The organism is Pseudomonas sp. GW822-FHT03F04 (assembly GCF_058801405.1).
The window spans coordinates 102,069-121,933 of the sequence record NZ_JBXANF010000013.1 but is presented as its reverse complement, the minus strand read 5'-3'; the positions used below and the strand labels follow the sequence as shown (position 1 = coordinate 121,933).

The following is a 19,865-nucleotide window of genomic DNA, read 5'->3' as shown; positions in this document are numbered from 1 at the left end:
GGTCTTAACCTCGCGCCTCTTTCTTGCCATCGGCATCGACACTGGCGGCCAGAATGGCCAGTACCAGTTGCTGGAAATCCAGACCGGCCGCTTTCGCCGCCATCGGTACCAGGCTGTGATCGGTCATGCCGGGAGCGGTGTTGACTTCCAGGAACCAGAATTTGCCGTCGGCGTCCTGCATCACGTCCGCCCGACCCCAACCACCGATGCCCAGCGCCTCGCAGGCTTGCGCCGTGAGGTCCATGAGTTCTTTTTCCTTGGCGGCATCCAGCCCGCACGGAATCCGATACTGGGTATCGTTGGCGATGTACTTGGCGTCGTAGTCGTAGAACGTGTGTGGCGTACCCAGGGCGATAGGAGGCAACACCTGGTCACGCAGGGTGGCGATGGTGAACTCCGGACCGTGGATCCATTGCTCGACCAACACTTGCGAATCGTAGGTACTGGCCGCTTTCCATGCGTCGATCAACTCGGACGCAGAACTCACTTTGGCCATCCCGATACTTGAACCTTCATGCGCCGGTTTGACGATCAAAGGGAAGCCCAGTTCCGTCGCTGCCGAAATACAATCGGCCTCGCTGCGCAGCACGGCGTGACGCGGCGTCGGAATCCCCAACGTGTGCCAGACCTGCTTGGTGCGCAGTTTGTCCATCGCCAGCGCGGAAGCCAGGATGCCGCTGCCGGTGTACGGAATGCCGGCCACTTCGAGCAGGCCCTGCATGCTGCCGTCTTCACCGCCACGACCGTGGAGGATGATGAACGCGCGGTCGATTTTTTCGCTCAGCAAGCGCTGCAGAATGTCAGCGCCGACGTCGATCCCGAACGCGTCCACACCAGCGCTTTGCAGCGCAGTGAGCACAGCGTTGCCGGACTTCAGCGAGACTTCACGCTCGGCACTCAAGCCACCGAACAGCACGGCAACGCGGCCGAAGTCTTTCGGGGCAATGGTGGAGAACAGATTGGCGTAGGCAGCAGTCATTTCAACTTCCCCTCGACCGGCGCCGCCACGGCACCGGCGAACAACTCGCTTTTCAACAGTTTCGGTGCGAGGCCGCCGATGTCACCGGCGCCCTGGCACAGCAGAATGTCACCGGCACGCAGCAGCGGCTTGACCAGCGGCGCGAGATCGACACCGCGCTCGATGTAGATCGGGTCCAGCTGACCGCGCTGACGGATGCTGTTGCACAGCTTGCGGCTGTCAGCCCCCGGAATCGGCTCTTCGCCGGCCGGATAGACTTCCATCAGCAACAGCACGTTGGCGTCGGCCAGTACATTGACGAAATCGTCGTACAGGTCGCGGGTTCGGCTGTAGCGGTGCGGCTGGTAAACCATCACCAGGCGGCGCTCTGGCCACCCACCGCGCACAGCCTTGATCACGGCCGCGACTTCGGTCGGGTGGTGACCGTAGTCGTCGACCAGCATCACGTTGCCGCCGTCCACCGGCAGTTCGCCGTAGACCTGGAAGCGACGACCGACACCCTGGAACCCGGACAGCCCCTGAACGATGGCTTCATCACTGACGCCTTCGTCGGTGGCGATGCAGATGGTCGCCAGGGAATTGAGCACGTTGTGGTTGCCCGGCATGTTCACGGACACATCCAGTGGCTCGCGATCAGGGCGCAGCACGGTGAAGAAGGTCTGCATGCCTTGCTGGCGCACATTGATGGCGCGCACGTCAGCGTCTTCGCTGAAGCCGTAGGTCACGGTCGGACGTTTCACCTGCGGCAGGATTTCACGCACCACCGGGTCGTCCAGGCACATCACCGCCAGACCGTAGAACGGCAGGTTGTGCAGGAACTCGACGAAGGTTTTCTTCAACTTGTTGAAGTCACCGTCGTAGGTCGCCATGTGGTCGGCGTCGATGTTGGTCACCACGGCCACCAGCGGTTGCAGGTGCAGGAAGCTGGCGTCGCTCTCGTCGGCCTCGGCGATCAGGTAGCGGCTGGTGCCGAGCTGGGCATTGGTGCCCGCAGCGTTCAGACGGCCACCGATGACGAACGTCGGGTCCAGGCCACCGGCCGCGAACACCGAAGCGATCAGGCTGGTGGTGGTGGTTTTGCCGTGCGTACCGGCAACGGCAATGCCGTGGCGGTAGCGCATCAGCTCGGCGAGCATCTCGGCACGTGGCACCACCGGAATACGACGCTCAAGGGCGGTCGCGACTTCCGGGTTGGAGGTGTTCACGGCGCTCGATACCACCAGCACATCGGCGGCAGCGGCGTTCTCGGCACGGTGACCGATGAAGATCTGCGCACCGAAGGATTCCAGACGCTCGGTGACCGGCGAAGCCTTGAGGTCGGAGCCGGACACGGCGTAACCCAGGTTCAGCAGCACTTCGGCAATGCCGCACATGCCCACACCGCCGATTCCGACGAAGTGGATGCGACGGATGCGGCGCATTTCCGGTTGCGGCATGGCTTTCTGATTCTCAACCATGGGCCACCTCCAGACAGGTATCGACCACGCTGCGGGTGGCTTCGGGTTTTGCCAGACGGCGGGCCGCTTGGGCCATTTCTTCGAGTCGTTGCGGTTGCATCAAGACCTCTGTCAGGCGCGCGGCAAGGTCCGCGGCACCAGTCGTTCTTTGCGGCATCAGGAAGGCAGCGCCTTCGCGGGCCAAATAATCGGCGTTGCGGGTCTGGTGATCGTCGATCGCGTGGGGCAAGGGCACCAGCATCGAGGGCAGACCGGCGGCAGCCAGCTCACTGACGGTCAATGCGCCTGCGCGGCACACCACCAGATCGGCCCAGCCATAGGCCTGGGCCATGTCCTTGATGAAGGGCTGCACCTGCGCGTCCACGCCGGCGGCGCGGTAGCGCTCTGCAGTCACTTCATCGTGATTTTTGCCGGCCTGATGAAACACTTCCGGACGCAAGTCGGCAGCGACTTGTGCCAAGGCTTCAGGCAGCAACTTGTTCAACGGTTCTGCGCCCAGGCTTCCGCCCAGGATCAGCAAACGCGCCTTGCGTCCGGCCAGGGCCGCACGCGGTGTTTCGAGGAACAGCTCGCTGCGCACCGGGTTACCGGTGGTACGGCGGCTGTCCGACAGGGTAAAGGTGTCGGGGAAGGCTTCACACACCCGGGCGGCGAACGGCACCAGCAACCGATTGGCGGTGCCGGCCACGGCGTTCTGCTCATGAACGATCACCGGCACACCGGCCAGTTTAGCGGCGATGCCACCAGGGCCGGTCACGTAACCACCGAAGCCGACCACACACACCGGACGCAGCCGGCGAATGATCGCCCGCGCCTGCCACACCGACTTCAGCAGCATGAACGGCGCCTTGAGCAACGACAGCTTGCCCTTGCCGCGCAGACCGCTGGCGTTGATGCGGTGCAATTCGAGGCCGGCGGCCGGCACCAGGTCGTTTTCGATCCCGCGTGGTGTGCCGAGCCAGTGCACGGTATAGCCGCGCGCCTGGAACTCACGGGCACAGGACAGTGCCGGGAACACGTGGCCACCGGTACCGCCGGCCATGATCAATACGTTAGCGCCCATGATTCGGCTCCTCCGCGAAGTCGCTCTCATGGAATTCCATCTCTTCACTGCCCAGGTGGGTCCGACTCTCCCACTCGATCCTCAGCAACAAGCCAAGGCAGGCGCAGCAGATCACCAGGGAACTGCCGCCATAACTGAGGAACGGCAAGGTCAGACCCTTGGTCGGCAGCAGGCCGACGTTCACGCCGATGTTGATCAGGAACTGGCCGATCCACAGGAACGACAGGCCGTAAGCAACATAAGCGGCAAAAAACTGTTTGGCTTTCTCGGCCCACAGACCGATGTACATGCCGCGAATACACACGAACACAAACAGCGCCACGGTGCACAGCGAACCCACCGCGCCCAGCTCTTCAGCCAGTACCGAGAACACGAAGTCGGTGTGGGCTTCCGGCAGGTAGAACTGCTTCTGCACACTGTTGCCCAGACCCACGCCCAGCCACTCGCCGCGACCGAAGGCGATCAACGCCTGGGACAATTGATAACCGGCGCCGAACTGGTCGGCCCACGGGTCGGCGAAGTTGGTCAGACGCGCCATCCGGTACGGTTGCATCTGAATCAGCAACACCACCGCCGCCACCGCCAGCACCACCATCAGCGAGAACCGGAACAACCCGACCCCGCCGAGGAACAGCATCGCCGCCGCAGCGCCCATCATTACGACGGTGGCACCGAAGTCCGGCTCCATCAGCAACAGGCCGGCCATCGGCAGCAGCACGATGAACGGCTTGAAGAAGCCCATCCAGCTCTCGCGCACTTCCTTCTGGCGACGCACCAGATAACCGGCGAGGTAAATCACCACGAACACCTTGGCGATCTCGGACGGCTGAACGTTGAAGAAGCTGAAACCGATCCAGCGCATCGAACCGTTAACCTCACGGCCGATCCCCGGGACGATCACCATCACCAACAGACCGAACGCACCAATCAGCATCAGCCAGCCCAGCCGCTGCCAGGTGGCGATCGGAATCATCATGGTGACGATGCACGCGCCCAGGCCCAGCACCACGTAGATCAGGTGACGGGTCATGTAATAAAGAGCACTTCCCGACTGCACCGCACCGACTTCGGTCGATGCCGAAGCGATCATGATCAGGCCCAGGCCAAGCAGCGCCAGGCAACCGGCGAGCATCGGGAAATCGAGATCGATCCCGCGCCCGGTGATGATCGGCGACGGATACGGCTTGATGATGTTTCTCAGGCTCATGCCAGTTCCTCCACGGCGCGGACGAACTGGTGACCACGGTCTTCGTAATTCTTGAACATGTCGAAACTGGCGCAGGCCGGCGACAGCAGCACCACGTCACCCGGCTGGGCGGCGGCGCGGCATTGTTCGACCGCGTCGACCAACGAAGTGGCGCGGATCAGCGACACGGCGTCGCCGATGGCCTCGCCGATCTTGTCGGAGTCGCGGCCCATCAGGATCACGGCGCGGCAATGAGCGGCTACCGGGTCACGCAGGTCCTTGAACTCGGCACCCTTGCCATCGCCACCGGCGATCAGCACGACCTTGCCTTCGATGTCCGCACCCAGGCCTTCGATGGCAGCCAGTGCGGCGCCGACGTTGGTGGCTTTGGAATCGTTGTAGTAACCGACGCCGTCCAGATCACGCACCCACTGGCAACGGTGTTCGAGACCGGCGAAGGTGCGCAGCGCTGCCAGCATGGCGTCGAACGGCAGCCCGACCGCGTGGCCGAGCGCCAGCGCCGCCAAGGCGTTGGACTGGTTGTGGGCGCCGCGAATCTTCAATTCGCGCACCGGCATCAGGTTCTGGAATTCGAAGGCCAGGTATTTCTCGCCATTCTCTTCGCGCAGACCGAATGCCTTGAAATCGGGTTTGGTCAGGCCGAAGGTCCAGCACGGCTGGCCCTCGCCCATCAGCGGACGGGTCAGAGCGTCCTGACGGTTGACCACGAACTGCTTGGCGCCACGGAAGATCCGGTGCTTGGCCAGGTGATAGGCCGGCAGACCGCTGTAGCGATCCATGTGGTCTTCGCTGATGTTGAGCACGGTCGCCACTTCGGCGTTGAGCTGGTCGGTGGTTTCCAGCTGGAAGCTCGACAGCTCCATCACGTACAGCTCGACGTCATCGCTGAGCAAGTCCAGCGCCGGCGTACCGAGGTTGCCGCCCACAGCCACGCGCTTGCCGGCCGCAGCCGCCATCTCGCCGACCAGGGTGGTGACGGTGCTTTTCGCGTTGGAACCGCTGATGGCCACGATCGGCGCCTTCGCGTTACGCGCGAACAGCTCGATGTCGCCGGACAACTTCACGCCACGGGCCGCGGCGGCTTGCAGGGCCGGGGTCGCCAGCGCCAGGCCGGGGCTCACGTAGAGCTCGTCGGCACGGCACAGGAACTCGACGTCCAGCTCGCCACAACGCACTTCCACGTGCGGATAGTCACGCTGGAGCGTGGCCAGTTCCGGTGGATTTTCCCGCGTGTCGGCCACCGCAAACGCCACGCCCCGGTTCGCCAGGAAGCGAACCAGGGACATGCCGCTCTTGCCGAGGCCGACAACGATGCGGAAGTGGTCAGAAGCGATCAGAGACACTCGTTCTACCTCAGCTTCAGGGTGGCAAGGCCGATCAGCACGAGAATCACGGTGATGATCCAGAAACGGACGATCACACGCGGCTCGGGCCAGCCCTTGAGTTCAAAGTGGTGGTGTATCGGAGCCATGCGGAACACACGGCGACCGGTCAGCTTAAAGGAGGCAACCTGAATCACGACTGACAGGGTTTCCATCACAAACACGCCGCCCATGATGAACAGGACGATTTCCTGACGGACGATCACCGCGATGGTGCCCAGGGCTGCGCCCAGCGCCAGTGCGCCGACGTCACCCATGAAGACTTGCGCCGGATAGGTGTTGAACCACAGGAAGCCCAGGCCGGCACCGATCAGCGCGCCGCAGAACACGATCAGTTCGCCTGCGCCCGGTACGTACGGGATCAGCAGGTATTCAGCGAATTTCACGTTACCCGACAGGTAGCAGAAGATGCCCAGGCCACCGCCGACCATCACTGTCGGCATGATCGCCAGACCGTCGAGGCCGTCGGTCAGGTTGACCGCGTTGCTCGAACCGACGATCACGAAGTACGTCAGCACGATGAAACCGGCGCCCAGCGGAATGCTGTAGTCCTTGAGCATCGGCAGGATCAGGGTGGTTTCCACCGGAGTGGCAGCGGTCATATAAAGGAAGATCGCCGCGCCGAGGCCGAACACCGACTGCCAGAAATACTTCCAGCGACTCGGCAGACCACGGGAGTTCTTCTCGATGACCTTGCGGTAGTCGTCGACCCAGCCGATGGCGCCGAACAGCAGGGTCACCAGCAGAACGGTCCACACATAACGATTGCTCAGGTCAGCCCACAGCAACGTGCTGACGCCGATCGAAGACAGAATCAGCGCGCCACCCATGGTCGGCGTACCGGATTTGGACAGGTGCGATTGCGGGCCGTCGTTACGAACGGACTGACCGATCTGACGGTTCTGCAGGGTGCGGATCATCCACGGGCCATAGCACAGCGACAGGACCAGCGCGGTCAGCACACCGAGGATCCCGCGCAGGGTCAGGTACTGGAAGACCGCGAAGCCTTTGTAGAACTGTTGCAGATACTCCGCTAGCAGCAGCAGCATTAATGTTTCTCCAGACTGGACCCGCACAGGGCCGCAACGATGTTTTCCATCGCTGCGCTGCGCGAACCCTTGATCAAAATGGTGGTGTTTTTGTCCTGCTCGGCGCCGAGGGCCTGGATCAGTTCGGCCTGTGTGCCGAAGTGATGCGCCTCGTTGCCGAATGCGTTCACGGCGTGGACCATGTTCGGCCCGACGGCGTAAAGCGCGGAAACCTTGCCCCGGGCGTATTCGCCCACGTCGCGGTGCCCCTGCTCCGCCCAGTCGCCCAACTCGCCGATATCCCCGAGCACCAGAACGGTGCGGCCGGAAAAGCCGGCGAGTATATCAACGGCCGCACACATGGAGGTGGGGTTCGCGTTGTAAGTGTCATCGATCACGCGCATGCCGTTTTTCGCCAGTTGCGCGACGGTGCGACCCTTGACCGGTTGTACCGCGCCAAGCCCGGTGGCGATGCCGAACAGCGACACGCCCAAGGCGTGAGCGGCAGCGGCAGCGGCCAGGGCATTGGCGACGTTATGGGTGCCGAGCAGGTTCAGTTGAACCCGTTCCACACCTTCAGGACTGTGCAGGTTGAACGCCGGGCAGCCACGGGCGTCGGTGGCCAGATCGCTGGCGTGGAAATCTGCCTGGGTGTTGCTCAGGGCAAAGGTCAGCACCTTGCGACCGGCAGCGCGGGTCTTCCAGATACCGAACGCCTTGTCATCGAGATTCAGCACGGCGACGCCATCGGCCGCCAGCCCTTCGATGATTTCGCCTTTGGCTTCGACGATTTTCTCCGGCCCGCCGAACTCACCGACGTGAGCGGTGCCGGCGTTGTTGAGGATCGCTACGTGCGGCTTGGTCAGCCCTACGGTGTAGGCGATTTCACCCAGACGCGAGGCGCCCAGTTCGATCACTGCCGCGCTGTGTTCCGGGGCAAGTTCGAGCAGGGTCAGCGGCACGCCGAGGTCGTTGTTCAGGTTGCCACGGGTCGCGTGCACCGAGCCGCGCGTGCGCAGGATGCTCGCGAGCATTTCCTTGACCGTGGTCTTGCCGCTGGAGCCGGTGACAGCCGCAACCGGCTTGGTAAATGCGGCACGGTTCAGCGCGCCCAACTGGCCGAGGGCCTGACGGGTGTCCTTGACCAGCAATTGTGGCAGCGTGCTGTCGGCGACTTCACGCTCGACCAGCGCCGCGACCGCGCCTTTTGCAGCGACGTCGTTCAAATAGTCATGACCGTCGAAACGCGGGCCGGTCAGTGCAATAAACAGTTGGCCAGCCTTGATGGCGCGGCTGTCGATGCTCACGCCGTCAAAACTGGCGTCCGCGCTGATCAGCCGTGCGTCGAGTGCATTGGTCAGTTCGCTGAGTTTCAGGGCCTTAAGCATGGGCCACCTCCCACGCGGTCAGGGCGTGATCCGCCTCGACCAGATCAGAGAATGCGTGGCGCTCGCCGTTGATTTCCTGATAGTCCTCGTGACCTTTGCCGGCCAGGACAACCACGTCATCCGCCGAAGCGCTGGCGATCAATTGCGCGATGGCCTGGCCACGACCGGCCACGAATGTCACGTTATCCACAGCCGTGAAACCGGCGCGGATGTCATCGAAGATCACCGCCGGATCTTCGGTGCGCGGATTGTCATCGGTGACCAGCACGCGGTCGGCCAGACGCTCGACCACTTCGGCCATCAACGGACGCTTGCCGCGATCGCGGTCACCGCCGCAACCGAACAGGCACAGCAACTGGCCTTTGACGTGCGGACGCAACGCAGTCAGAACTTTTTCCAGCGCATCCGGCGTGTGGGCGTAATCGACCACCACCAGCGGCTGAGTACCACCGCCGAGACGCTGCATGCGTCCGGCCGGGCCTTCGAGTTTCGGCAGCACCTTGAGGATTTCGTCGAGGGCGTAGTCCAGACCGAGCAAGGCGCCAACCGCAGCCAGTACGTTGCTCAGGTTGAAACGGCCCAGCAATGTGCTGCGCAGATGATGCTCGCCCTGCGGCGTGACCAGCGTGGCGCGCACACCATGGTCGTCGAACTGCGCTTCGCGGACATACAGATAGGCGCTGCTGTCGAGCAAGCTATATGTAATCAAACGCGAATCACGCTTTTCAGCGGCCAGTTGCCGGCCGAAATCGTCGTCCAGATTGACCACGCGGCACTTCAGGTCATTCCAGGCAAACAACTTGGCCTTCGCTTCGGCGTAGGCCTCCATGGTGCCGTGGTAATCGAGGTGATCGCGGGACAGGTTGGTCATCACCGCCACGTCAAACGCCAGTGCAGTGACCCGGCCCTGATCCAGACCGTGGGACGAAACTTCCATGGCCACGGCTTTGGCGCCGGCCTTTTTCAGGTCGCCCAGGGTCGCTTGCATGGCGATCGGGTTAGGCGTGGTGTGCAGGCCGCTTTGCAGCGAGCCGTAGAAACCAGAGCCGAGGGTGCCGACGATGCCGCAATGCTGACCGAGCAGGTCCAGCGCCTGCGCCACCAGTTGAGTCACGCTGGTCTTGCCGTTGGTGCCGGTCACGCCCACCAGGTTCAAGTGATGACTTGGCTCACCGTAAAAACGACCGGCAATATCCGACAGCTGCGCGGCCAGGCCTTTGACCGGAATCAGCGGCACGTCTGTGATCGGCAGCACGGTGGCGCCTTCCACTTCGTAAGCCACGGCGGCGGCACCACGGTTGAGCGCATCAGCGATGTGCGCACGACCGTCGAACTTGCCGCCCGGCACCGCGAGGAACAGGTCGCCCGCGCGCACGTTGCGGCTGTCGAGTGCCAGTTCACGGATCAACAGATCGTGGCCGGCGTGGGGGAAAATCTTGTTCAGACTAAGAGACATCAGCCGCGCCCTCCATTGGCTTTCAGCGGAACGGCCGGGGTGGCGTTGGCCTGTTGTGTTGTCGGCAGGTTGTCCGGGGTCACGTTCATCAGACGCAGGGTGCCGGACATCACACGGCTGAATACCGGCGCCGAAACCAGACCACCGAAGTAACCGGCCTTGCTCGGTTCATCGATCACCACGACGATGGCGTAACGCGGATCGCTCATCGGGCCGAAACCGGCGAACAGCGAGCGGTACGAGTTTTCGGCGTAACCCTTGGTGCCCACCGACGTCTTGCGCGCAGTACCCGACTTGCCCGCCACGTGATACGCCGGCACCTGCGCACGGAACACACCGCGCGGGGCCTCGATCACCTGTTGCAGCATGCCTTGCATGGTTTTCGCGACGGCTTCCGGCAGTACCTGAGTGGTCTGCGGTGCCTTGTCGGTTTTGATCAGGGTCAGCGGCGCGAGGCGACCGTTGTTGGCCAGCGCCGAGAACGCGTGCACCAGCTGAATCGCGGTCACCGAAATACCGTAGCCGTAGGACAGCGTTGCGGTTTCAGCTTTACGCCATTCGCGGTAGTTCGGCAGGTTGCCGACACGTTCGCCCGGGAAGCCGAGGCCGGTGTCCTGGCCGAGGCCGACTTTCTGCGCGAGACGGAAAATGGTTTCGCCGCCGATATCGAACGCGACCTTACTCATGCCGACGTTACTGGAATTGATCAGAATGCCGGTCAGGTCGAGTACCGGACCTTCGGTTTTCGATACGTCCTTGATCGTGTATTTGCCGATCTGCAGGGAGCCCGGATACACCTCGACGGTGTCGCTCGGTTTCCAGCGGCCGGTTTCGATCGCGGCGCTCATCGAGATCGCTTTCATGGTCGAACCCGGTTCGAACACGTCGATCATCGCGCGGTTACGCATCATCGCCGGTTGCAGGTTGCGACGGTTGTTCGGGTTGTAGGTCGGCTGGTTGACCATGGCGAGGATCTCGCCGGTCTTCACGTCCATGATCACCAGACTGCCGGCCTTGGCGCCGTTCTCGATGATCGCGTTACGCAGCTCGCGGTTGGCCAGGTATTGCAGGCGCAGGTCAATGGACAACGCCAAGGGCTTGCCGGCCTTGGCGTTTTTGGTGACCTGGACATCCTTGATCAGCCGTCCACGCCGATCCTTGATGACTTGCCGCTTGCCGGGTACGCCGGCCAGCCACTCGTCGTAGGCCAGCTCGACGCCTTCACGACCGTGATCATCGATGTCGGTGAACCCGACCATGTGCGCGGTGACTTCACCGGCCGGATAGAACCGGCGGAATTCTTCGATGCCGTAGACGCCCGGCACTTTCAGGTCGAGCACGGCCTGGCCCTGCTCGGGGGTCAACCCGCGCACCAGATAAATGAATTCTTTGTTGGCCTGGGCTTCGAGGCGTTCGGCCAGGGCTTTCGGATCCTGCCCCAGCGCCGCCGCCAGTGCCGGCCACTTCTCTTTGGCCGTCTGCATTTCCTTGGCGTTGGCCCACAGCGTGGTCACCGGGGTACTCACGGCCAGAGGCTCGCCGTTGCGGTCGGTGATCAGGCCACGGTGTGCCGGAATCGGAATGTGACGAACGCTGCGCGCATCGCCCTGCCCCTTGAGGAAGTCACGGTCGACCACTTGCAGGTCAATGATCCGCCAGCAGATCGCGGCCACCATCACGCCGAGCAGACCTACCAACAGACGGAAACGCCACGGGAAGAGTGCCCCTTCGAGTTTCATCATGGCGCCACCATCTTCACGTCAGCCGCGCCAGGGATGTGCATCTTCAGTTGTTCGGTGGCCAGCACTTCGATCCGGCTGTGGGCGGTCCAGGTGCTTTGCTCCAGGATCAGGCGCCCCCACTCGGCCTGCGCCTTGTCGCGCACGCTCAGTTCGTTGTACAGGGTATTGAGCAACTGCCGGTTCCAGTGGGCGCTGTAAGACACGCCGATGGCCGACACGAGCACGCCGATGAACAGCAGCAGCATGAAAAAGCTGCCGCCAGGCAGTGGCTTGGCGAAAAGCTTGCTCACCGCAGCTTCTCCGCGACGCGCATGACGGCGCTACGGGAACGTGGGTTGGCTTTGAGTTCGGCGTCGGAGGCCGTCTGCGCTTTGCCATGGACTTTGATTTTCGGTTCGAACGCGACGTGGCGAACCGGCAGGTTGCGCGGCAGGTTGTCGGCTTCGCCTTTCACCAGCTTGCGCATGAACAGTTTGACGATGCGGTCTTCCAGCGAGTGGAAGCTGATCACGACCAGACGACCACCCACTTCCAGGCATTCGAGCGCGGCTTCAAGGCCCGCTTCCAGATCGCCCAGTTCGTTGTTGACGTGAATGCGCAGACCCTGAAATGCACGGGTTGCCGGGTTCTTGCCCTTTTCCCATGCAGGGTTGGCGACTTTCAGCACTTCGGCCAGATCGGCGGTACGCTCGAACGGCGTGATGTCACGACGTTCGGCCACGGCGCGAGCCATGCGGCCGGAGAAACGTTCTTCGCCATATTCCTTGAACACCCGGGCGATTTCTTCCACAGGCGCGGTGTTGACGAACTCGGCGGCGCTGATGCCACGGGACGGATCCATGCGCATGTCCAGCGGGCCGTCATTGAGAAAACTGAAGCCGCGTTCGGCATCATCGAGCTGCGGCGAAGACACGCCCAGATCGAGCAGAATGCCGCTGACCTTGCCGTCCAGACCACGCTCGGCAACCACCGAACCGAGCTCGGCAAAGCTGCGCTGCACAACGACAAAGCGGCCGTCTTCGGCCGCTAGCGTTTGCCCGGTGGCAATCGCTTGAGGATCCTTGTCGAATCCGATGAGCCGGCCATCGGGACCGAGCTTGCTGAGGATCAACCGGCTGTGCCCGCCGCGTCCGAACGTGCCGTCCAGATAGCAGCCATCAGGACGTACGGCGAGAGCCTCGACGGCTTCGTCAAGCAGTACGGTGATGTGGTTAAAGCCGCTATCAATAGTCACAGGATCAAATCACGCAGTTCGTCAGGCATGGCGCCCGGTTGTTGTATGGCAGCCAGGTCAGCGGCAGAAACCGCGTTCCAGGCATCTTCGTCCCACAATTGGAACTTGTTCAGTTGGCCGACCAGCATCGCGCGCTTGTCCAGCTTTGCGTATTCGCGCAGACGCGGCGGAACCAGAAAACGACCACTGCCGTCGAGCTCGAGGTCAACAGCATTACCTATCAATAAGCGCTGCAGACGACGGTTCTCTTCGCGGAGCGAAGGAAGCGCGCGCAACTTGGTTTCAATAATTTCCCACTCATCGAGCGGGTAGACACACAAACACGGATCAACGGCATCGATGGTCACGATCAACTGGCCGGAACTACGCGAAACGAGCTCGTCACGGTACCGGCTCGGCATGGCGAGACGGCCCTTTGCGTCGAGACTGATAGCGTTAGCTCCGCGAAACACGTCTGCGTTTCTCCAATTTTTATCGTTTTGAGCTCAAAAAACCCACTTCATGCCACTTTCCGCCACTTGCGCACACTATAGGAATGCGCCCACCACACCGTCAAGGCGCGGATTAAAGGAAAACCCTTACAGAACGGAGATTTAGGAGCATAAAAGGAGGCGCAACGAGAATCTGGCGGATGCTTTTATCCAATAACTTGAAGCAGCACTGAAAGCTGCGCTCGAAAGTTAAAGTAATTTGTTAAGAGTAAGATTTTTTCGGTATTACAAAAGCGCTTCTGCTGTTGATTGAAGCAAGGTGGGAAATGGCTATTACTGCGGTTGCCGCTGCCGGATTTCCAGAGCAGGCCTGCTGATAATAAACAGCCCTGTCGCCTTTAATTCAAGCAGGGAAAAGAAAAAGGTGGAGAGTCGATCTGTAAGCCGGGTTCTGTCTTGAACAGTCATTCGTCTACGATGGCCATCACTGGACATCTTTAGCAACCTACCCGGTCCCAGCGCGGGCCACGCCTTGGGACCCTATTTGGTCTTGCTCCAAGTGGGGTTTACCTAGCCACGAACTGTTGCCAGACGTGCGGTGCGCTCTTACCGCACCTTTTCACCCTTACCGGCGCCGAAGCACTTAGGCGGTTATTTTCTGTGGCACTTTCCGTAGGCTCACGCCTCCCAGGCATTACCTGGCACTTCGCCCTATGGAGCCCGGACTTTCCTCCCCCCCCTAATTTTCATAGAGGGCAGCGACTGTCCGATCGACTCTCCGCCGCGCAGGTTAACGGCAGAGCGCCCGAAGAACAAGCGCTAATAGCCCGCAAACCGGTCTGCGCGACGGGTTACGCGTCTTTTTGCTGATCCAGCGCGACTTGATACAGCACGTTTTTGCGCTCACCGGTGATTTGCGCCGCCAGAGCCGCCGCGCGCTTGAGCGGCATCTCTTCGAGCAACAGATTGAGGATGCGCATCGCCTCGCTGCTGACGGCATCTTCGGATTCCGGCGCAGTCCAGCCAGCCACCACAACAACACATTCGCCACGCTGTTGATTGCTGTCCGCCTCGACGAATGCGCGCAACTCGGCCAGCGGTAGGCCCTTGAGCGTTTCAAAGGTTTTGGTGATTTCACGGGCGAGCAATGCCGGGCGATCAGCGCCAAACACGGCTTCCATATCCTGCAGACACTCGAGAATACGATGCGGCGCCTCGTAGAAAATCAGCGTGCGCGGCTCTTCCTTGATCGCCTCAAGACGCGCCTTGCGCCCCACCGCCTTGGCCGGCAGAAAGCCTTCAAAGATGAAACGATCGGACGGCAAACCGGCAGCCGACAGTGCCGCAATCAACGCGCAGGCACCCGGTACCGGCACCACATTGATCCCGGCGGCACGCGCCTGACGCACCAGGTGATAACCCGGATCGGAAATCAGCGGCGTACCGGCATCGGAAATCAGCGCCACGTTATCGCCAGCCAACAGACGGGTGATGAAGCGACTGCCTTCGTCACGCTCATTGTGTTCGTGACAGGCCGCCAGCGGTGTAGTGATGCCGAAGTGCTGCATCAGACGCTGGGAGTGGCGCGTGTCTTCGGCGGCAATCAGCGCCACTTCGCGCAGGATTTTCAACGCCCGGGCGCTGATGTCATCCAGGTTGCCGATGGGCGTCGCCACCACATAAAGCGAGCCCATAGCGGAATTCAAAGCACCTGGAGCAGTCAAAGCGCACACCTCATGATCGGTAAAAACCGCCATTGTAGCGCGTCGAGCGACCGGCGATGCGGTCGCGGCAGACACGGTTTGTCGCACCATTGTGCGGTCGCGCAACATTTGTATCAGCTAAATTGACGGTTTCACGCCAGTAACATCGCGCCCCGGCCAGCGCTTGGGTACAATTCGACGCTAATTTGATCGAGTATCAGGAACACTTACATGATCGCTTGCCTGCGGCTGTTCACTGCCCTCTGCCTCGCTGCCTTGCTGGCGGCTTGCGCCAGCTCCCCTTCCTCCAGCCTTGGCGAACTTCCACGGACTCCGGATGCCAGCATCGAGCAACTGCTCGAACAGGCCGCCCAGGCCAAATCGCCGGACAAGGCTGCACTGCTGCGCCTGAGTGCGGCGGACATGGCTTACCGTCAAGGCAATGCCGGACAGTCCGCGCAGATCCTGCAACAGGTGCCGATGGAGCAACTCCAGCCGGGCCAGCAGGCATTCGCCAGCACCTTGGCCGCTGAACTGGCCATGACCCGCAACCAGCCGAAAGCCGCGCTGGCAGCCTTGAACCATCCAAGCCTGCAGCGCCTGAGCGAAATGTCGATTCCGCTGCAGGTTCGCGCCGGCACCGTTCACGCCCGCGCTCTTGAAGCCGATGGCCAGACACTGGCTGCCGCCCGCGAGCGCATCTTTATCGCACCGATGCTGGAAGGCGAAGCCGCCAGCAAGAACCACGAAGCGATCTGGACCCTGATTGCGTCGCTGCCGACCGATCAACTGCAACCGAACACGACCGACGACCTCGGCGGCTGGATGAGCCTGGCCCTGGCAGTGAAAACTGCCGGCACCCTGGAGCAACAGCAGGCCGCCATTGATGCGTGGCGCTCGCAGCACCCGAAACACCCGGCCGCGATCAACCTGCCGCTGCCACTGACCAAGCTCAAGGAACTGGCCAGCCAGCCCCTGAGCAAGATTGCCCTGTTGCTGCCACAGGACGGCCAACTGGCCTCGGTCGGCAAGGCACTGCGCGACGGCTTCATGGCCGCGCACTACCAGGCTCAGCAAGCCGGTCAGAAACCACCGGCCATCGTGTTCTACGACAGCTCGCACCTGACCAACATGGACGAGTTCTACCGCAAGGCCCAGGCCGACGGCGTGCAACTGGTTGTCGGGCCACTGGAAAAACCACTGGTCAAACAGCTGAGCACCCGCCCGCAACTGCCGATCACGACCCTCGCGCTGAACTACAGCGAAGGCGACCAGGGCCCGGCGCAACTGTTCCAGTTCGGCCTGGCCGCTGAAGACGAAGCCCGCGAAGTGTCCCGCCGCGCCCGTGCCGACGGTCTGCACCGCGCCGCGATCATGGTGCCGAAAGGCGAATGGGGCGACCGCGTCCTGCGTGCGTTCAGCCAGGACTGGCAAGCCAATGGCGGCAGCATCGTCGCCACCGAGCGCGTCGATCAGCCTGTGCAATTGGCCCAACAGATCGCCGACATGTTCCAGCTGCGTCAGAGCGAAGCCCGCGCCAAGAGCCTGCAGAATGCTGCCGGCACGAACGTCGCCGCCCAGCCTTCGCGTCGCCAGGACATCGAGTTCATCTTCCTCGCCGCGACCCCGCAACAGGCGCAGCAGATCAAGCCGACCCTGAACTTCCAGTACGCCGGCGACGTGCCAGTCTACGCGACCTCCCACGTGTTCAGCGCCAGCGGCGACGTGAACCAGTACAACGACATGAACGGTGTGCGCTTCTGCGAGACCCCATGGTTGCTGGATGCCAACGACCCGCTGCGCAAGCAGGTCACCGCACAGTGGCCACAAGCCTCCGGCAGCCTCGGCCGCCTGTATGCGATGGGTGTTGATGCCTACCGCCTGGCGCCACGCCTTGATCAACTCAAGGCGCTGCCGGACAGCCGCATCGACGGTCTGTCGGGCAGCCTGGGCATGACTCAGACACAACGTGTCGTGCGTCAACTGCCATGGGCCCAGTTCGTCAGCGGTCAGGTTCAGCGCCTGCCGGACACTCCGCGCTGATGCCCGACAGGTCACACCTGCAAAGCGGCAAGGATGCCGAGCGCCAGGCGCTCGAGCATCTGCAACACCAGGGTCTGCGCCTTCTGGCGCAGAACTGGTTATGCAAACGCGGCGAGCTTGATCTGGTCATGCTTGATGGCGATACAGTAGTATTCGTCGAAGTACGTTACCGAAAGAACACTCAATGGGGTGGAGCGCTCGACAGTATCGATGGGCGCAAACGGCAGAAACTGATTTTCGCCGCACAGTATTTTCTTCAGCGCGAGTCGCGTTGGGCCAATTCCCCCTGCCGCTTCGACGTGGTGGCCATCGACAGCCACCAGGGTCAGCTGAACTGGTTGCAGAATGCGTTCGACAGTTGAGCGCCTGCGCCGACCTGGACATTTTCACTCAACACTTTTGCTCTTTGCTTTGCGGGCTGCACATTCACGTGCCGGACAGCCGCGCTAATTAAGGTCACACAGATGGACATGCAATCCCGAATTCGCCAGCTTTTTCAGGCCAGTATCGACACCAAGCAACAGGCGATGGACGTACTTGCACCGCACATCGAGCAAGCCAGCCAAGTGATGGTCAACGCCTTGCTCAACGAGGGGAAGATGCTCTCGTGCGGCAACGGCGGTTCGGCCGGCGACGCCCAGCACTTCTCCTCGGAACTGCTCAACCGCTTCGAGCGCGAGCGCCCGAGCCTGCCAGCAATCGCCCTGACCACCGACAGCTCGACCATCACCTCGATCGCCAACGACTACAGCTACAACGAAGTGTTCTCCAAGCAGATCCGCGCGCTCGGCCAGCCAGGCGATGTATTGCTGGCGATTTCGACCAGCGGTAACTCGGCGAACATTATTCAAGCGATCCAGGCCGCACATGATCGCGAAATGATTGTCGTAGCATTGACCGGCCGCGATGGCGGCGGCATGGCGTCGTTGCTGTTGCCCGAGGACGTCGAGATTCGCGTACCGGCCAACGTCACCGCACGTATTCAGGAAGTCCACTTGCTGGCGATCCATTGCCTTTGCGATCTGATCGACAGCCAACTGTTCGGGAGTGAAGAATGACCCCTAATCGCCTTGGCCTTCTGGCCTTGACCCTGTGCCTCGGAATTACTGGCTGCACCTCCGTGGTGAATGCCAGCCGCGAAGCACCGATCGAAGACGATCGCGGCACCCGCACCTTCGGCAGCAAGATCGACGACTCACTGATCGAAACCAAAGTCGGCGTCAATGTGTCCAAGGCCGATCCGAACATGGACAAAAAATCGCACATCGTCGTCACCAGCTTCAACGGCGTCGTGCTTCTGGCCGGCCAGACCGAGAACGCAGACCTCAAAGCCAAGGCCGAACAGGCTGCCGCCAACGTGCAACGAGTGAAGACGGTGCACAACGAGCTGCAATTGATTGCACCTTCAAGCTTCCTCGCACGCCAGAATGACTCCTGGCTGACGACCAAGATCAAAACCCAGATGCTTGCCGACGCCAACATTCCCGGCTCGCGCATCAAGGTCGTGACCGAGAACGGTATCGTCTATCTGCTCGGCCTGCTGACCAAGCAGGAAGCGGCCCAGGCCACCAATCTGGTGCAGGGTGTTTCCGGCGTGCAGAAAATTGTGAAGCTGTTCGAATACATCGACTGATACGCAAAGCGCAGGCACAAAAAAGGCGATCCGGTTGGATCGCCTTTTTTATTACTTCACCACTTTCAGGCTTGGCCGGCCGCTTGGGCGTGGCGGCTCGCTGTCCGGCGGCGGAATATCGTCATCCTGTTCGATCTCGTCTTCGTCATCCATCGGCGACTCCAGATCGAACACCATGCCCTGACCGTTCTCCCGGGCATAAATACCCAGGATCGCGGCAATCGGCACATACAGGCTGTGCGGAACGCCACCGAAGCGACCTTCGAAGGTCACGACGTCGTTGTCCATGTGCAGATGACGCACGGCACTCGGCGAAATGTTCAGGACAATCTGCCCGTCACTGGCAAAACCCTGCGGCACCTGCACTGCCGGGTATTCGGAATTGACCAGCATGTGCGGGGTGCAATCGTTATCCACAATCCACTCGTAGAGCGCGCGGACCAGATAAGGTCGACTGGAGTTCATAGCGGCTCCTTAAGCCTTAGCGCATGTCGCGTTCGACACCAGACAGACTCGCCTGGAAAGCCTCACGCGCAAACTGACGCTCCATATAATCAAGCAGCGGCTTGGCTGGCCGCGGCAGTTCTATACCCAGAATCGGCAAACGCCAGAGTATTGGCAATAGGCAGCAATCCACCAGACTTTGTTCCTCACTGAGGAAAAACGGCTTGTCGGCAAACAACGGCGACACGCCCGTCAGGCTTTCGCGCAATTCCTTGCGCGCCACGACACGCGCGGCTTCCTTGGTGCGTGAATCCAGAATCAGATCCACCAGACCACACCAGTCGCGCTGGATACGGTGTATCAACAGACGACTGTTGGCACGCGCCACCGGGTACACCGGCATCAATGGCGGATGCGGGTAACGCTCATCCAGATATTCCATCACCACGGTCGACTCCCACAACGCCAGGTCGCGATCGACCAGCGTCGGGAGACTCCCGTAAGGGTTCACCTCAATCAGTTTAGGCGGCTGACGACCAGCCTCCACATAAATGATTTCGGCGCTGACACCCTTCTCTGCAAGCACGATGCGCACTCGGTGGGAATAGTGGTCGGCGGGGTCGGAGTAACAGGCCAACCGATTGGTCACGCCCATGGCGATCCTCCTCGCTTGTT

Annotated in this window: 19 protein-coding genes and 1 other RNA gene; 4 read left to right on the top strand and 16 right to left on the bottom strand. The window is 61.6% G+C overall.

The features are described 5' to 3' along the window. Nucleotides 1-4: 4 nt before the first annotated feature. The 14 genes from AC1RMX_RS26685 to rsmI all read right to left on the bottom strand — a co-directional run bounded on the left by AC1RMX_RS26685 (nucleotide 5) and on the right by rsmI (nucleotide 15,061). Complete coding sequence (locus AC1RMX_RS26685; protein WP_096822828.1) at nucleotides 5-979, bottom strand: D-alanine--D-alanine ligase; 975 nt, start codon at nucleotides 977-979, stop codon at nucleotides 5-7. Continuing rightward, nucleotides 976-2,436: a UDP-N-acetylmuramate--L-alanine ligase gene (gene murC, locus AC1RMX_RS26680; RefSeq protein WP_085733672.1), complete on the bottom strand. Its 1,461-nt coding sequence runs from the start codon at nucleotides 2,434-2,436 to the stop codon at nucleotides 976-978. The genes AC1RMX_RS26685 and murC overlap by 4 nt, the downstream gene beginning before the upstream one ends. Beyond that, nucleotides 2,429-3,499 carry an undecaprenyldiphospho-muramoylpentapeptide beta-N-acetylglucosaminyltransferase gene (gene murG, locus AC1RMX_RS26675; protein WP_096822829.1) on the bottom strand — a complete coding sequence of 357 codons (1,071 nt, stop codon included), beginning with the start codon at nucleotides 3,497-3,499 and terminating at the stop codon, nucleotides 2,429-2,431. The genes murC and murG overlap by 8 nt, the downstream gene beginning before the upstream one ends. Continuing rightward, the gene (ftsW, locus tag AC1RMX_RS26670; RefSeq protein ID WP_096822830.1) at nucleotides 3,489-4,706 is read right to left on the bottom strand and encodes a putative lipid II flippase FtsW; all 1,218 of its coding nucleotides are present in this window, start codon (nucleotides 4,704-4,706) and stop codon (nucleotides 3,489-3,491) included. The genes murG and ftsW overlap by 11 nt, the downstream gene beginning before the upstream one ends. Continuing rightward, nucleotides 4,703-6,049 carry a UDP-N-acetylmuramoyl-L-alanine--D-glutamate ligase gene (gene murD, locus AC1RMX_RS26665; RefSeq protein ID WP_493073526.1) on the bottom strand — a complete coding sequence of 449 codons (1,347 nt, stop codon included), beginning with the start codon at nucleotides 6,047-6,049 and terminating at the stop codon, nucleotides 4,703-4,705. Before murD ends, ftsW begins: the two co-directional genes overlap by 4 nt. Nucleotides 6,050-6,054: 5 nt before the next feature. After that, entirely contained in the window at nucleotides 6,055-7,137 is a 1,083-nt protein-coding gene (mraY, locus tag AC1RMX_RS26660; RefSeq protein WP_096822832.1) for a phospho-N-acetylmuramoyl-pentapeptide-transferase, read from the bottom strand. Beyond that, a complete protein-coding gene (locus AC1RMX_RS26655) occupies nucleotides 7,137-8,504 on the bottom strand; it encodes a UDP-N-acetylmuramoyl-tripeptide--D-alanyl-D-alanine ligase (protein WP_102621246.1) in 1,368 nt (455 codons plus the stop codon). The genes mraY and AC1RMX_RS26655 overlap by 1 nt, the downstream gene beginning before the upstream one ends. Then, nucleotides 8,497-9,960 (bottom strand): UDP-N-acetylmuramoyl-L-alanyl-D-glutamate--2,6-diaminopimelate ligase, encoded by a 1,464-nt coding sequence (locus AC1RMX_RS26650; RefSeq protein WP_493073525.1) that lies wholly within the window; start codon nucleotides 9,958-9,960, stop codon nucleotides 8,497-8,499. The genes AC1RMX_RS26655 and AC1RMX_RS26650 overlap by 8 nt, the downstream gene beginning before the upstream one ends. Further along, on the bottom strand, nucleotides 9,960-11,699 hold the full coding sequence (locus AC1RMX_RS26645) for a peptidoglycan D,D-transpeptidase FtsI family protein (RefSeq protein WP_173861365.1): 1,740 nt from the start codon (nucleotides 11,697-11,699) through the stop codon (nucleotides 9,960-9,962). Before AC1RMX_RS26645 ends, AC1RMX_RS26650 begins: the two co-directional genes overlap by 1 nt. Continuing rightward, on the bottom strand, nucleotides 11,699-11,992 hold the full coding sequence (ftsL, locus tag AC1RMX_RS26640) for a cell division protein FtsL (protein WP_007956777.1): 294 nt from the start codon (nucleotides 11,990-11,992) through the stop codon (nucleotides 11,699-11,701). The genes AC1RMX_RS26645 and ftsL overlap by 1 nt, the downstream gene beginning before the upstream one ends. After that, nucleotides 11,989-12,936, bottom strand: a complete 948-nt coding sequence (gene rsmH / locus AC1RMX_RS26635) for a 16S rRNA (cytosine(1402)-N(4))-methyltransferase RsmH (protein WP_425220332.1) — start codon at nucleotides 12,934-12,936, stop codon at nucleotides 11,989-11,991. The genes ftsL and rsmH overlap by 4 nt, the downstream gene beginning before the upstream one ends. Continuing rightward, nucleotides 12,933-13,388, bottom strand: coding sequence for a division/cell wall cluster transcriptional repressor MraZ (gene mraZ / locus AC1RMX_RS26630; protein WP_003205355.1), 456 nt, complete (start codon nucleotides 13,386-13,388; stop codon nucleotides 12,933-12,935). The genes rsmH and mraZ overlap by 4 nt, the downstream gene beginning before the upstream one ends. A 403-nt stretch (nucleotides 13,389-13,791) precedes the next feature. Further along, nucleotides 13,792-14,145, bottom strand: an RNA gene (gene rnpB / locus AC1RMX_RS26625) — RNase P RNA component class A. A gap of 73 nt (nucleotides 14,146-14,218) precedes the next feature. Beyond that, the gene (rsmI, locus tag AC1RMX_RS26620) at nucleotides 14,219-15,061 is read right to left on the bottom strand and encodes a 16S rRNA (cytidine(1402)-2'-O)-methyltransferase (RefSeq protein WP_173861362.1); all 843 of its coding nucleotides are present in this window, start codon (nucleotides 15,059-15,061) and stop codon (nucleotides 14,219-14,221) included. A gap of 240 nt (nucleotides 15,062-15,301) precedes the next feature. On the opposite strand from rsmI, the gene AC1RMX_RS26615 reads away from it, so the two are divergent. The 4 genes from AC1RMX_RS26615 to AC1RMX_RS26600 all read left to right on the top strand — a co-directional run bounded on the left by AC1RMX_RS26615 (nucleotide 15,302) and on the right by AC1RMX_RS26600 (nucleotide 18,746). After that, complete coding sequence (locus tag AC1RMX_RS26615; protein WP_096822837.1) at nucleotides 15,302-17,113, top strand: penicillin-binding protein activator; 1,812 nt, start codon at nucleotides 15,302-15,304, stop codon at nucleotides 17,111-17,113. Beyond that, nucleotides 17,113-17,475, top strand: coding sequence for a YraN family protein (locus tag AC1RMX_RS26610; RefSeq protein ID WP_007956783.1), 363 nt, complete (start codon nucleotides 17,113-17,115; stop codon nucleotides 17,473-17,475). The genes AC1RMX_RS26615 and AC1RMX_RS26610 overlap by 1 nt, the downstream gene beginning before the upstream one ends. A 102-nt stretch (nucleotides 17,476-17,577) precedes the next feature. Continuing rightward, nucleotides 17,578-18,171, top strand: a complete 594-nt coding sequence (locus tag AC1RMX_RS26605) for a phosphoheptose isomerase (RefSeq protein ID WP_007928463.1) — start codon at nucleotides 17,578-17,580, stop codon at nucleotides 18,169-18,171. Next, the gene (locus AC1RMX_RS26600; RefSeq protein WP_096822839.1) at nucleotides 18,168-18,746 is read left to right on the top strand and encodes a BON domain-containing protein; all 579 of its coding nucleotides are present in this window, start codon (nucleotides 18,168-18,170) and stop codon (nucleotides 18,744-18,746) included. Before AC1RMX_RS26605 ends, AC1RMX_RS26600 begins: the two co-directional genes overlap by 4 nt. Before the next feature lie 51 nt (nucleotides 18,747-18,797). Here AC1RMX_RS26600 and AC1RMX_RS26595 read toward each other — a convergent pair whose 3' ends face one another. Further along, nucleotides 18,798-19,211, bottom strand: a complete 414-nt coding sequence (locus AC1RMX_RS26595) for a ClpXP protease specificity-enhancing factor (RefSeq protein WP_065261496.1) — start codon at nucleotides 19,209-19,211, stop codon at nucleotides 18,798-18,800. A 16-nt stretch (nucleotides 19,212-19,227) separates the two neighbouring features. Further along, the gene (locus tag AC1RMX_RS26590) at nucleotides 19,228-19,845 is read right to left on the bottom strand and encodes a glutathione S-transferase N-terminal domain-containing protein (RefSeq protein ID WP_096822840.1); all 618 of its coding nucleotides are present in this window, start codon (nucleotides 19,843-19,845) and stop codon (nucleotides 19,228-19,230) included. Nucleotides 19,846-19,865: the final 20 nt, after the last annotated feature.

Bases quoted from the DNA above. Each gene is read 5' to 3' on its own strand.
- AC1RMX_RS26610 (WP_007956783.1), top strand. From the start codon at position 17,113: ATGCCCGACAGGTCACACCTGCAAAGCGGCAAGGATGCCGAGCGCCAG.
- AC1RMX_RS26595 (WP_065261496.1), bottom strand. From the start codon at position 19,211: ATGAACTCCAGTCGACCTTATCTGGTCCGCGCGCTCTACGAGTGGATT.
- AC1RMX_RS26655 (WP_102621246.1), bottom strand. From the start codon at position 8,504: ATGCTTAAGGCCCTGAAACTCAGCGAACTGACCAATGCACTCGACGCA.
- AC1RMX_RS26590 (WP_096822840.1), bottom strand. From the start codon at position 19,845: ATGGGCGTGACCAATCGGTTGGCCTGTTACTCCGACCCCGCCGACCAC.
- AC1RMX_RS26650 (WP_493073525.1), bottom strand. From the start codon at position 9,960: ATGTCTCTTAGTCTGAACAAGATTTTCCCCCACGCCGGCCACGATCTG.
- rsmI (WP_173861362.1), bottom strand. From the start codon at position 15,061: ATGGGCTCGCTTTATGTGGTGGCGACGCCCATCGGCAACCTGGATGAC.
- AC1RMX_RS26605 (WP_007928463.1), top strand. From the start codon at position 17,578: ATGGACATGCAATCCCGAATTCGCCAGCTTTTTCAGGCCAGTATCGAC.
- murG (WP_096822829.1), bottom strand. From the start codon at position 3,499: ATGGGCGCTAACGTATTGATCATGGCCGGCGGTACCGGTGGCCACGTG.
- mraY (WP_096822832.1), bottom strand. From the start codon at position 7,137: ATGCTGCTGCTGCTAGCGGAGTATCTGCAACAGTTCTACAAAGGCTTC.
- AC1RMX_RS26685 (WP_096822828.1), bottom strand. From the start codon at position 979: ATGACTGCTGCCTACGCCAATCTGTTCTCCACCATTGCCCCGAAAGAC.
- AC1RMX_RS26645 (WP_173861365.1), bottom strand. From the start codon at position 11,699: ATGAAACTCGAAGGGGCACTCTTCCCGTGGCGTTTCCGTCTGTTGGTA.
- AC1RMX_RS26600 (WP_096822839.1), top strand. From the start codon at position 18,168: ATGACCCCTAATCGCCTTGGCCTTCTGGCCTTGACCCTGTGCCTCGGA.
- AC1RMX_RS26615 (WP_096822837.1), top strand. From the start codon at position 15,302: ATGATCGCTTGCCTGCGGCTGTTCACTGCCCTCTGCCTCGCTGCCTTG.
- ftsW (WP_096822830.1), bottom strand. From the start codon at position 4,706: ATGAGCCTGAGAAACATCATCAAGCCGTATCCGTCGCCGATCATCACC.
- murC (WP_085733672.1), bottom strand. From the start codon at position 2,436: ATGGTTGAGAATCAGAAAGCCATGCCGCAACCGGAAATGCGCCGCATC.